At 72.2% G+C, this 12,925-nt stretch carries 7 protein-coding genes and 1 pseudogene; 1 reads left to right on the forward strand and 7 read right to left on the reverse strand.

What is annotated here, in order from left to right:
* The 7 genes and pseudogenes from V3T34_RS15530 to ahcY all read right to left on the reverse strand — a co-directional run.
* A pseudogene (locus tag V3T34_RS15530) lies at positions 1–343 on the reverse strand (transposase); the annotation flags it as partial.
* A gap of 162 nt (positions 344–505) precedes the next feature.
* Entirely contained in the window at positions 506–3,748 is a 3,243-nt protein-coding gene (addB, locus tag V3T34_RS15535) for a double-strand break repair protein AddB (protein ID WP_331369228.1), read from the reverse strand.
* A complete protein-coding gene (locus tag V3T34_RS15540) occupies positions 3,745–4,242 on the reverse strand; it encodes a GNAT family N-acetyltransferase (RefSeq protein WP_305077458.1) in 498 nt (165 codons plus the stop codon). The genes addB and V3T34_RS15540 overlap by 4 nt, the downstream gene beginning before the upstream one ends.
* Before the next feature lie 127 nt (positions 4,243–4,369).
* A complete protein-coding gene (locus tag V3T34_RS15545; RefSeq protein ID WP_305077459.1) occupies positions 4,370–5,113 on the reverse strand; it encodes a nucleotidyltransferase family protein in 744 nt (247 codons plus the stop codon).
* A gap of 23 nt (positions 5,114–5,136) precedes the next feature.
* Complete coding sequence (gene tsaE / locus V3T34_RS15550) at positions 5,137–6,669, reverse strand: tRNA (adenosine(37)-N6)-threonylcarbamoyltransferase complex ATPase subunit type 1 TsaE (protein ID WP_305077516.1); 1,533 nt, start codon at positions 6,667–6,669, stop codon at positions 5,137–5,139.
* A gap of 159 nt (positions 6,670–6,828) precedes the next feature.
* On the reverse strand, positions 6,829–9,300 hold the full coding sequence (locus V3T34_RS15555) for a sensor histidine kinase (RefSeq protein WP_060847224.1): 2,472 nt from the start codon (positions 9,298–9,300) through the stop codon (positions 6,829–6,831).
* Between the two features lie 370 nt (positions 9,301–9,670).
* Positions 9,671–11,077, reverse strand: a complete 1,407-nt coding sequence (gene ahcY / locus V3T34_RS15560; RefSeq protein WP_060847225.1) for an adenosylhomocysteinase — start codon at positions 11,075–11,077, stop codon at positions 9,671–9,673.
* 198 nt (positions 11,078–11,275) lie between these two features.
* Between ahcY and V3T34_RS15565 the strand changes: the two genes are divergently transcribed.
* The gene (locus V3T34_RS15565; RefSeq protein ID WP_305077460.1) at positions 11,276–12,919 is read left to right on the forward strand and encodes an ABC transporter substrate-binding protein; all 1,644 of its coding nucleotides are present in this window, start codon (positions 11,276–11,278) and stop codon (positions 12,917–12,919) included.
* The last annotated feature ends 6 nt before the right edge of the window (positions 12,920–12,925 follow it).

Below are 12,925 nucleotides of genomic sequence, written 5' to 3' on the forward strand. Positions count from 1 at the left end.
GGGCTGTTCGCGGGCCCCCTTTTCCGCCGTGGGCGGCGTGCTGGGCTTTGACGTAGGTCGAGTCGAGGGCGGCCGCTTCGCCGGACCATCCGGCTTTGGCCAGGGCCTACAGCATGCCGGTCCAGAAGCGGCGGCGCGCCCATCTGTTGAAGCGGTTGTAGACGGTGGTGTGAGGGCCGTACTCGCTCGGGCAATCCTTCCAGCGGCAGCCGGACTTGATGACGTGCAGGATGCCCGACAGGATGGTGCGGTCGTCCTTGCGACGAGCGCCGAACTGGTTGGTGGGCATGAACGGCGCCATCGCCTGCCATTGTTCGTCCGACAGCCAGAACAGCTCTGCCATAGCCTCCTCCATCTGGGAGGCGATCCGAGTCACATTTCCCTCATCCTTGCAACGCCTTGAACGGGTTTAGACCCTAGAACTGGCTGATCGCCATGCCAGACGCCATCAGTACTATCACATCCCGAACATGGGCAAACGTGTCAGCGTAAATCGCCGTTGGTATCACTCCTCCCCCTCCACCAGCGACCATTCCCGCACCCGCGCCAGGTGGTCGTAATCCGAATACGCCTTGGCGTATTTCGGGTAGGGCCGCGACAGGTAGGAGGCCTCGCCGGCCATGAAGGCGCCGACGAGCTGGCGCAGGCCCGCGACATGGGCCTCGACCAGCTCGGGCAGGCTGCGCCCGTCGCCGCGCGGGGGCTTCAGGGGGGCGGGATCGAGGGGCGTCTTGCCGCCGCCGGCCCGGACGTAGAGGAGGTCCGGAGTCTCGGCGGCGGCCTCCAGGCCCCGGAAGGCGCCGGCCTGCAGCATCGCGGCTTCCAGCGGCAGCTGCGGCGAGAAGCCGGCAAAGACCTCGCGGGCGCTCGGCGGCTGGCCGGTCTTGAAGTCGATGATGGTGTGGCCGCCGTCGCGGCGGGTCTCAATCCGGTCGGCGCGGGCGCGCAGGGTCAGGACGTGGCCGCCCGGAATGGCGAGCGCCCAGCGCCCGCCGACCTCGGGCGCCACCCGCCTCAGGCCCGGGCGGCGCTCGGCCTCCCAGGCCAGGAACGCCTCGGCGAGGCGCACGAAGCGCGGCCACCACTCGGCGTAGAGCTCCGGATAGGCGTCGGAGATCGGCGCGAAGGCGTTGGCGGCGAGCGCGTAGAGGACCTCCTCGGCCTCGTCGAGGGCCGGCAGTCCCTCGGGAAACCGCTCGGCGAAGCCGCCCAGGACGGCGTGCACGATGGTGCCGCGGTCGCTGGCGCCCGGCTGCACCGCCACCGGCTCCAGGGCGTCGAGGCCGAGCACGTGGCGGGCGAAGATCCCGTAGGGGTCGCGCACCAGGGTCTCGATCTCGGTGACGCTGAGCGAGCGCGGAAACAGGGCCGGGTCGGGCCGGGGCGCCGGTCGGCGCGGCCGCGGCAGGACCGGGAGGTCGGCAGGGCCGAGGCCGGCATCGATGGCGGCGGCGAGCGACCGGAAGCGCTGCCCGCCCTTCACCAGGCTCTTCCAGGCCGCCTCGCCGGCGAAGGCGCGCAGGCGCTGCAGGAAGCGCGACGGCACCGTCGGCGCACCTTCGCGCTTGTGGGCGCGGGTGACGATCGCATCCGGGCAGCCGAGGGCCTGGACGAAGTCGTGCGCGGTCTGGCCGAGGCGCCGCTCCGGCGGGGCCAAGCCGACCCGGGCGCGCATCGGCCGGTTGAGGAAGGCGTCGGTCTCGGCCTTGGGCGGCCAGACGCCCTCGTCGAGGCCGCCGAGCACCACCCGGTCGACGGTGAGGAGCCGGGCCTCCAGCAGGCCGAGGATGCGCAGCCGCGGGTGCGGGCTGGCGTTGCGCCGCGACACCACCCGCTCGCGGGCGAGCGCGGTGAAGAAGGCCGGGTAGTCGGAGAACCGGCCGGCGAGCAGGCCGGGCTGGGCCAGCTCCATGTCGTCGAAGAGCGCATCGAGCACCGCTACCGAGGCGTCGGGCTCACCTTCCTCCTCGGCTGCGTCCTCCTGCCCGTCCTCCTCCGGCCCCGCCATGAGGAGGTCGCAGGTGGCGCGGTGGCGCTGCGCGATGGCGATCAGGTCGTCGGGCGCATCGTCCTCGTCGGCGGCGAAGTCGCGGAAGGCGACCGCGAGGCGCACCAGCAGGGCGTCGGCCGCCTCCCAGTCCTCGGGGGTGAGGCGCCGGCGCGGCCGGGGATCGTGCGGGCGCTCCTCGGTGCGGGCGAGCCGCAGCGCGTCGGCGATGCCGTCGAACCCCTTGGCCGGGGCGGGACCGCGCAAGACGCCGATCTCGAGCGCGCTCGCCGCGCGCTCCACCTCGGGGCGGGTCAGCCCGAGGCGCACCAGCGGATGGGCGAGGAGCGCCAGCACCCGCTCGGGCTTGGCGTCCAGCGCCGCGACGTCGGCGGCAAGGCGCGCGAGCCGCCCGGCCGGGCTGCGGGCCAGCGGTTCGCCGGCCGAATCGTCGGCGACGATGCCCCAGCGCCGGAGTTCCGCGGCGACGCGCAGCGCCAGCGCCCGGTCGGGGGTGATCAGGGCGGCGGTCCGGTCCGGCCGCTCCAATGTCTCCCGCAGCGCGACCGCGATGGCGAGCGCCTCCTCGCGCTCGTCGGCGGCCTCGACCACCCGGATCCCGGCGGTCCCGTCGCGGGCCAGCCGATCGCGGAACGCCGGGTCGAGATCGGCCCAGGCATCGGTCGTCTCGGCCGGGCGCAGGGCCTGGGACAGGAGGCCCGCCCGGGCCGCGGCGGCCGGGCTCGGCGTGCCGAGCGGCACGATTTCGGCGCGCTCGACCGCGAGGAAGTCCTTGCCGACCAAGCGGTGCAGCACCGCCTGCGGGTGGGCATGGGCCGCCGCCTCGCCGTCGCCGGCAGGGTCGATCGCGCTCCAGCCGGCCTCGTCGAGGTCGCGGTCGAGGCCCGGCAGCACCACGGCGCCGCGGGGCAGACCGGCGATGGCGGCGATGAGCCGGGCGGTGGCCGGCACCGAGCCGGTCGAGCCGGCGACGATCACCGGATCGGCCGGGCGCTCGCGCACGAGGCGCGCGGCCTCTGCCAGCACCAGGGCGCGGCCGCGCTCGACCGGATCGCTCACCCCGCGATCGGCCAGGATCTTCGGCCAGTGCTCGGCGGCGATGCGGACGAAATCGAGGGTGAGGGAGAAGTAGCGCGAATGCTCGGCCTCGACGGCGCCCGCGATGTCGTCCCAGGGCAGGCCCTCGACGGTGAGCGAGTCCATCAGTCCTTCGAGGTCGGCGGCGAGCCCGACCGCATCGGCCGGCGAGGACGGCACCCGGAACGGCACCTCGTCGCCGAGCGGCAGGAGCCCGCGGTCGACGGTGCCGGCCCAGGCCTGGACCAGGCGGGCGAGGATCAGCCGGCGCTCGAGGGCGGGGATCGGCGGGCGCAGGATCTCCTCGCGGCGCTCGCCGGGCGGCGCCGACAGGAGGTCGAGCTCGGCCTCGTCGGCCTCGCCGAGCGGCACCATCCGGGGGAGCAGCGCGGCCGGGCCGCATTCCCGGGCCAGGATCGCCGCCAGCGCCCGGGCGGCGCGGCGGGTCGGCAGGTAGAGGGTGACCGCAGCAAGCCCGAACGGCCCGCCGGCGAGGTCGCCGACGAGGCGGCCCGACAGCAGCGCCTCGGCCAGGGTATCGAGGAAGGGCAGCCCCGGCGGAATGGTGAAGACGTGGCCGTCCCGGCTCACGGAAGGGGTTTCGCGAAGGCCCTTGGTGCTGCCCTTGGTGCTGCTCTTCGTGCTGCTCTTGGCGCGGCTCATGGCTTGGTCTCGCGCATCAGGTAGCGCACGGTCTTCGTCCCGCCGTGGATGTCGGCGCTGCCGACCTCCGCGAAGCCGAGGGCGGCGTGGAAGGCGTCGGAGCCCGGGTTCGGCGGCAGGCGGTTGACCTCGCAGGCGATGCGGTCGTGGCCGGCCGCGGCGGCCCGCGCGAACAGGGTCCGGTAGAGCGCCCGCGCCAGCCCACGGCCGCGCGCCGCCGGGGCGGTGACGATCCGGTCGACATAGACGAAGCGGGGATAGCGCTCCCGGAACCAGCGGAAGTTGGGGCTGGCGTAGGCGGCGTCCTGGTCGAGGGCGATCAGGAAGGCCGACAGCCCCTCGGGCCCGGTCACGGCGGCGGCGAGAAAGGCCTGGTCGCGGAGCGCCCGCAGTGCCGCTTCGTCGAGATGCGAGGTTTCGGCGACGTGGGCGGCATTGAGCGCCAGCACCGCGCCGAGGTCGTCGAGGGGGCCGATCGAGAAGCCGGGGGGCATGACGGGGTCCGTGTGGGGGGCCGGCGGGGTCGCGGCCCCGGAAGACCCGTGCCTCTTCTTTTCCAAACCGTTCTGCACGATCGAGGGATGAGCCATCCACCAAGGACGGCCGCCCTCCTCCATCCGCTCACGGCTGCGCCGCGCTCGCCTTCACCCGCTCCTCGGCGTCGCGCAGCGCCTCCGGCGTGCCGACATGGAGCCATTGCCCGTCGAGGCGGAGCCCGAACAGGCGGTCCGCCTCGATCGCGCGGTCGAACAGCAGGTTGAGGGAGAACGAGCCCTCCGGCGTGTCGGCGAACAGCTCGGGCTTCAGGATCGCGACGCCGGCATAGACGAAGGGCGAGACCTCGCGCTCGGCCCGGCGGGTCAGCCGGCCCTCCTTGTCCATGTTGAAGTCGCCCGGGCCGTCATAGCCGAGGCTGGTGGCGGCGGAGGCGAGAAGGAGCAGCATGTCCATCCGCTCCGGGTCCCAGGCGGCGACCAGCCGGCGCAGGTTCGGCTGCGGCCCCTCGAGCCAGAACGAATCGGAGTTGAGCACCATGAACGGCGCCGTCCCGAGGAGCGGCAGCGCCTTCTTCACCCCGCCGCCGGTCTCGAGCAGCTTGTCGCGCTCGTCCGAGATGGTGATGGCCGGGCCGCCGCGGCGGCGCACGAGATGCGCCTCCATCAGGTCGGCGAGGTAGTGCACGTTCACCACCGTCTCGGGGATGCCGGCCTCGGCGATCCGGTCGAGGGCGTAGTCGACCAGCGACTTGCCGGCGACCTCGACCAGGGGCTTGGGCGTGGTGGTGGTGATCGGGCGCATGCGCTTGCCGAGGCCCGCGGCCAGCACGAAGGCGCGCGTCACGGCGGGAGGCGGGGTGTCGGTCATCGGTGCGGCGCTTCGTCGATCGGTCAGGATTCGGCCGGGCAGAGGCGCGGCAGGTGCTGCGCGTACCAGGCCCGGACGCCGGAAAGCGCCGGGTGGGCGAGGTTGCGGGCGAGGTAGCCCTCGATGCGCGGCAGGTGGGCGAGGTAGCCCGGCTTGCCGTCGCGCCGGTCGAGGCGGGCGAAGATGCCGAGGATCTTGGTCGCCCGCTGCGCCGCCAGCACCGCGTAGGCGCGGGCGAAGCCCTGCATGTCGAACTCGGCGTCGCGCATCCGGCGCTCGCGGGCGTAGAGGCCGAGCAGGCGCAGCTCGAACTCGGCGCTGGCATCGACCCGGGCATCCTGCAGCAGCGAGGCGACGTCGTAGGCCGGGTGGCCGAGCACCGCGTCCTGGAAGTCGATCACGCCGATGCGCTCGATCCCGTCGCGCTCGGGCAGCCAGATCAGGTTGGGCGAGTGGTAGTCGCGCAGGGTCCAGGTCCGCGCCTCGGATTCGAGAGGCTCCAGCGCCTCGCTCCAGGCGGCGACGAAGGCCGCGCGGGCGTCCGGCGCCAGCGGCGCGTTGGCGACGAAGGGCGCGTACCATTCGGGCAGCAGCTCTGCCTCGAACAGCAGCGCCTCGCGGTCGTAGGGCGGCACCTCGTGGTCGCGGCCCTCGGCCACCGGCAGCACCGTCGGCAGCGTGGTGCCGTGCAGGCGCGCCAGCACCTTGACCGCCTCGGCGTAGCGCTCGGGCCGCGGGCCGCCCTGGTCGACGACGGGCTCGCTGCCGAGATCCTCGAGGATCAGGAGGCCGGCCTCCAGGTCCTCGCCCAGGATCTTCGGGGCCGAGAGGCCGAGCGCCCGCAGGCCGCGATCCATCGCCACGAAGGCGTGCACGCTCTCGGCGAGATGGACGATGGCGCTGTAGGGCTTGCCGTCGCGCACCGGCGGCCCGTCGGCCTTGGGCGGCGAGATCATCAGCACCGCCTTGGCGCCGTCCGGGTTGGTCAGGCGCTCGTAGGCGCGGCTTGAGGCGTCGCCCTGCATGTGGGTGCGCTCGGCCTCGCCCCAGCCGGAGCGGTCGAGGAGCACGCGCAGCGCGCGGGCCCGCATCAGCCGGCCGCCCAGGCCCCCGCCGCCGATGAGGCGCACGAGCCGGGCGTCGTCGCCGAATTCGGGCTTGAGGGAGAGGTCGATGGCGAGCGTCGGGCCGTGGCGCGGCGGCAGCCGGTCGGGCCACTCGACGAGCGCGATCGCCCGCTCGGTCAGCTCGTCGAAGCCGAGCTCGACCAGCTCGTCGGGGCCGCGCAGGCGGTAGAGGTCGGCATGGACCACGGCCTGCCCGTTCCGGCCCTCGTAGGGCTGGACGAGGGTGAAGGTCGGGCTCGGCACCTCGAGCCCGGGGTCGCCGACGATGTCGCGGATGATCGCCCGGGCCAGCGTCGTCTTGCCGCCGCCGAGCCCGCCGGAGAGCGCCACCAGGTCGCCGGGCCGCAGGATCTCGGCGAGGAAGCGGCCGAGATCCTCGGTCGCGCTCTCGTCCGGCAGCACGATCTCCCAGGGTGTGCGCTCGGCCATGCCCTCCTGGTCCACTCCGCCATCCTCGCTCACGGGCCCGTCCGGGGCCAATCCCGTCGGTGATAGCGCATGAACCTTAAACTTTCCCGGCCCTTCCCGGGGGACCGCGACGATGCGCCCGGGGCGATCCTCGCGCGCGGCCTGTTCGGACCGCGCGGCCTATTCGGCCGCCGCCAGATGGGCCTCGCCGTCGCCGACCGGGAAGGTGCAGGTCACCCGGGTGCCGGTCCCGGGCGCCGACGCGATGTCGATGCGTCCGCCATGCAGCTCCACGAAGGAGCGCACGATCGAGAGCCCCAGGCCGACGCCGCGGTGGCGGGTGCCCAGCGTATGGCTCTCGAAGCGCTCGAAGACCCGCGCCATCACCTCGGGCGGCATGCCGCGGCCCTGGTCGGCCACCTCCAGCACCAGGCTCTCGCCGTCCTTGCGGGCGCAGACCCGCACCTGCTGGCCCGGGGCCGAGAAGCCGACCGCGTTGGACAGGAGGTTGAACAGGATCTGGCGGATGCGCTTGCCGTCGGCGACGAAGCTGCCGATGTCGGCCGGCACGTCGAGGACGAGGGCGATGTCGGCCTCCGCCAGCCGGTCGCCGATGCCCCGCACCGCCGCCGCGATCGTGGTCTGCACGTCGACCCGCTCGCGCGTCAGCTCCATCGAGCCGGCATCGATCGAGGCGAGGTCGAGGATGTCGTTGATGATGACGAGGAGCGCCGCCGAGGAGCGCATGATGTGGTCGGCGTATTCGCGCTGGCGCGGATTGAGAGCGCCGACGGTCTCGTCGCCGAGGAGTTCGGTGAAGCCGATGATGTTGGTGAGCGGCGAGCGCAGCTCGTAGGAGACGTGGTGCACGAACTCGTCGCGCAGCCGCGTCGTGCGCTCCAGCGCCTCGTTCTTGTCGGTCAGCGCCCGCTCGACGTTGACGCTCGCCGTCACGTCGATGTGGGTGAGCAGCGTCGCCCCGTCGGGGAGCGGCTCGGCGGCGCAGTCGAGCATGGTGCCGTCGGCGAGCGCCAGGCGGCAGGTCAGGCCGTGGCGGGCATCGACGAGGCCGGTCACCGCCTCGCGGATCTGGGTCCAGGGCTCCTCGGCCGGGCTCAACGTGCGGCAGGCCGCGATCACCTGGTCGATATGGGGCTGGACCTCCAGCATCTCCGGGGTGATGCGCCAGACCTGGGCGAAGGCCCGGTTGGCGAATTTCAGCCGCCCGTCGGTGCCGAACACCGCCACCGGCTCGCGCAGGGTGTCGAGCGTCTCGCTCTGCACCTGCATCAGGACGTTGTAGCGCGATTCGAGGTGGACCCGCTCGGAGACGTCCTCGAACAGGTAGGTCAGCCCCCCTTGCGGGTTCGGGTCGGCGAGGACGCGGAGCGTCCGCCCGTCGGGCAGGTGCCACCAGTTCTGCTGCGCTTCCGCCGCCCGGTAGGCGCCGAGCACCCCGGCCTTCCAGCTGCGGAAATCCGCCTGCTCGGGCAGCTTGCGGGCGTTGCGCAGGGCGTCGAGGATCTCGCCGTCGAGCGGCCGGCTCTCCAGGAAGCCGGGGTCGAGATCCCAGAGCTGGCGGTAGGCGGCGTTGTGGAAGATCAGCTGCTGGCGCGCGTCGAACATCGCCACCGCGGTGGGCAGCTGGTCGAGGGTGCGGACGTTGGCGTCCATCTGGCGCTGCAGGTCGGCGCGCACGCTCTCGAGCTCCGAGACGTCGACCGCGATGCCGACGGTGCCGGAATCGGTCGCCACCTCGGTGACGTCGAGGATGCGGCGCGCGCCCGCCACCACGGCCGAGACCCGGAGCGGGTTGCCGGCGCCGCGGGAGCGGCGGCGATCGGCCTCCTCGCGGGCGGAGCGCTCCAGCAGCTCGGCGCTCTCCCGCACCGCGTGGTCGACGTCGCCGGCCTCCGCGGCGGTGACGTAGGCGGCGTTGGCCCAGGCCAGGCGGCCGTCGCGGCCGCGGCGCCAGACCGGCTGGGGAATCGCGTCGAGGAGGCCGGCGAGCGCCGACAGCCCGTGGCGGGCCTCCTCCAGGGTGGCGCGCAGCTCGACCAGCTCGCGCCGCTCGCCGGTGAGCTCGCGCAGGCGCAGCAGCGCCTGGCCGCCGACCGCCTGGCCCTGCGCCTCGACGGTGCGGCCCTGGAGGGTGTGGACGGTGCGGCGGAAGCGCTCGCCGCGCCCGCACAGCGCCTCGACCGCGGCGTCGAGGGCGGCGGCGTCGGCGGGCACCAGCCAGGACCCGAAGGCGAGCACGCGGCGGGGCGAGCCGGCCCGGGCGGCCTCGGCGGTGATGCCGACGTCGCCCTCGATCCGCGGCTCGCCGCGGGCATCCCAGGTCACGACGACCTGCGGCTCGGAGCCGAGCAGCAGGTCGGCCCGGTCGTGGGCGCCGCGCAGCTCGGCGAGCTCGGTCGTCAGGGTGTGCTCGCGCCGGGTCCAGCGGGCCCGCTCGCGCAGGTAGAGCAGCGACAGGATGGTGGCGAAGATCGTCAGCCCGATCAGCACCGCGAAGCCGACGGCGTTGTGCGCGTGCAGCCCCGGGGCCGTCTCCGCCGCCTGGGCGGCGGCCGCCAGGCCGAGTGCGCCGCCCAAAATGCCGGCGCCCGCGCGGCCGCCGAGCCGCCGCGACGTTCGTCCAACCCCCATGACCCGTCCGTCTCCACGCGAACCGGCGCGCCGGTCCTCGACCGGACCGGCACGCCTTTGCGACCTCAACGCTACGCCTGATGAACGCCGGGACCGTCCGCGACCGCGAATCGGCACCCCTCACCACAGATTCGGCGCGAGCTTAGCGCGGCGCGGATTCGGCCCGGAAGGGGTGAATTGCGGCAAGGCCGACGATGGCGGCGCGGAGCACCGTCAAGAGCACAGAAATGCCACACTGGTGACAGAACAAAGAAAGAACATTCGATAGGTTGAAAAACACACAACCGTGAGCGACGAGCGTACACGCAAAAAGAAGAGCCCGGCCTCGCGGCCGGGCTCCCACCCCGTCATTGGATGACGACGCTGCCGATCAGTAGCGGTAGTGATCGGGCTTGAACGGACCGGAGGTCTTCACGCCGATATAGGCGGCCTGGTCGTCGCGCAGCTTGGTCAGCTTGACGCCGATCTTCTCGAGATGAAGCGCCGCGACCTTCTCGTCGAGGGCCTTGGGCAGAGTATAGACCTTCTTCTCGTACTTGCCCGGGTTGGTCCAGAGCTCGATCTGGGCCAGCGTCTGGTTGGTGAACGAGGCCGACATCACGAAGGACGGGTGGCCCATGGCGTTGCCGAGGTTCACCAGGCGGCCCTCCGACAGGAGGATGATGCGGTGGCCGTCGGCGAACTCGATCTCGTCGACCTGCGGCTTGATGTTCTGCCACTTCAGGTTCTTGAGACCCGCGACCTGGATCTCGTTGTCGAAGTGGCCGATGTTGCAGACGATGGCCCGGTCCTTCATCGCCCGCATGTGGTCGAGGGTGATGACGTCCTTGTTGCCGGTCGCGGTCACGAAGATGTCGGCGCGCGGCGCGGCATCCTCCATGGTGGTGACCTCGTAGCCTTCCATCGCGGCCTGGAGCGCGCAGATCGGATCGACCTCCGAGACCATCACGCGGCAGCCGGCGTTGCGCAAGCTGGCGGCCGAGCCCTTGCCGACGTCGCCGAAGCCCGCCACCATCGCGACCTTGCCGGCCATCATCACGTCGGTGCCGCGGCGGATGCCGTCGACCAGCGACTCGCGGCAGCCGTAGAGGTTGTCGAACTTCGACTTGGTGACCGCGTCGTTGACGTTGATCGCCGGGAAGAGGAGCTTGCCCTCGTTGGCGAGCAGGTACAGGCGGTGCACGCCGGTGGTGGTCTCCTCCGAGACGCCCTTGATCGCGTCGGCGAGGCCGGCGAACCAGCCCTTCGGCTTCTCGGCCAGCATGCGCTTGAGGAGCGCGAAGAAGATCTCCTCCTCCTCCGAGCCCGGCTTGTCGAGGAAGGCGGTGTCGCCGTTCTCGGCGCGCAGGCCGAGATGCACGAACATCGTGGCGTCGCCGCCGTCGTCGAGGATCATGTTCGGCATGCCGCCGTCATGCCACTCGAACAGCTTGGCGGTGTAGTTCCAGTAATCCTCCAGGGTCTCGCCCTTGATGGCGAAGACCGGGATGCCGGCGGCGGCGATCGCGGCGGCGGCGTGATCCTGGGTCGAGTAGATGTTGCACGACACCCAGCGGATGTCGGCGCCGAGAGCCTTCAGAGTCTCGATCAGCACCGCGGTCTGGATGGTCATGTGCAGCGAGCCGGCGATCTTGGCGCCCTTCAGCGGCTGGCTCGCGGCATATTCCTCGCGCACGGCCATCAGGCCGGGCATCTCGGTCTCGGCGATCGCGATCTCCTTGCGGCCGAAATCGGCCAGGGCGATGTCCTTGACGATGTAGTCCTGCGCGCTCGGCATTGGTCCGTCTCCCGTGTCGTCCGGTTCGACGGGGCCTATAGCAGCCGCCCGGCGGGGAGGCAATCAAGATATAAAGATGTCTTTATGCGAGCGGTTCGAAGCGGCCCGGCTCGCATCCCCGCCCGTGCTTGCATGCGTTTTGCAGACGTCAGGCGCGTAACGCGGCCGGACCGGCCGCGCGCCTGCCGGGGTTCATCGATGCGTCACGCCTCCCTTTCGCGCCGCCAGTGGCTCGCCGGAGCCTCCGCCCTCGCGGCGCTCGGGCCCACCGGCACCGCGCTCGCGCAAGGGGCAGCCCCCGCCGGCCCGGCGGGGGCGCCGTCCGGCAGCCTGACCTACGGCATCTCGCTGTTCGACCTGCCGCTCACCACCGGCCAGCCGGACCGGGGTGCCGGCGGCTACCAGTTCACCGGGCTCACCCTCTACGATCCCCTGGTCGCCTGGGAGCTCGACGTCGCCGACCGGCCGGGCAAGCTGGTGCCGGGGCTCGCCACCGCGTGGGAGAGCGACGCCGCGGATCGCCGCAACTGGATCTTCCGCCTGCGCGAGGGGGTCAAGTTCCACGACGGCTCAGGGTTCGACGCCGACGCGGTGATCTGGAACTTCGACAAGGTGCTGGACGCCAAGGCGCCCCACTACGACCAGCGCCAGGCCTCGCAGGTGCGCCCGCGCCTGCCCTCGGTGGCCTCCTACAAGAAGCTCGACCCGATGACGGTGCAGGTCACCACCAAGGCGGTCGACGCGCTGTTTCCCTACCAGATGCTGTGGTTCCTGATCTCGTCGCCGGCGCAGTACGAGGCGGTCGGGCGGGACTGGACCAAGTTCGCGTTCCAGCCCTCGGGCACCGGCCCCTATCGGCTGGCCGCCCTGGTGCCGCGTGTGCGGCTCGACCTCGTGCCGAACGAGACTTACTGGAACGCCAAGCGGATGCCGCGGCTCGCCAAGCTGACGCTGGCCTGCATTCCCGAGGACCTAGCGCGGGCCAACGCCCTTCTCTCCGGCAATGCCGACCTGATCGAGCTGCCCGCCCCCGACGCGGTGCCGCGCCTCAAGGGTGCGGGCATGCGGGTGACCGGCAACGACACGCCGCATGTCTGGAACTACCACCTGTCGATGCTGGAGGGCAGCCCGTGGCGCGACCTGCGCCTGCGCAAGGCCGCCAACCTCGCCATCGACCGCGACGGGGTGGCGGCGCTGATGGGCGGGCTCGCCACCCCGGCCGTCGGCCAGGTGCAGCCCTCGAGCCCGTGGTTCGGCAAGCCGGGCTTCCAGATCAAGTACGACGTCGACCAGGCCCGCAAGCTGGTGGGGGAGGCCGGCTACTCGCCCCAGAACCCGCTGCGCACGACCTTCATCATCCCGACCGGCGGCTCGGGCCAGATGCTGTCGCTGCCGATCAACGAGTTCGTGCAGCAGAGTTGGGCCGAGGTCGGGATCGCGGTCGAGTTCCGGGCGGTCGAGCTCGAGGTCGCCTACACCGCCTGGCGCCAGGGCGCCGCCGACCCGTCGCTGAAGGGCGTCACCGGCAGCAACATCGCGTACGTCACCTCCGACCCGCTCTACGCCATCCTGCGCTTCTACGATTCGAAGCAGGTCGCCCCGACCGGCGTGAACTGGAGCCACTACCGCAACCCGGAGGTGGATCGGCTCTGCGACGCGGTGCGGGCGAGCTTCGACCCGGCCGAGCAGGACAAGATGCTGGCGCGCATCCACGAGATCGTGGTGGACGACGCGGTGCAGGTCTGGGTCGTGCACGACACCAACCCGCACGCGCTCTCGGGGAAGGTAAAGGGGTACACCCAGGCGCAGCACTGGTTCCAGGATCTGACGACCCTGGGATAGAGGCGG

Origin of the sequence: Methylobacterium ajmalii, assembly GCF_036448855.1 — a bacterium.
Classification (GTDB): Bacteria; Pseudomonadota; Alphaproteobacteria; order Rhizobiales; family Beijerinckiaceae; genus Methylobacterium; species Methylobacterium ajmalii.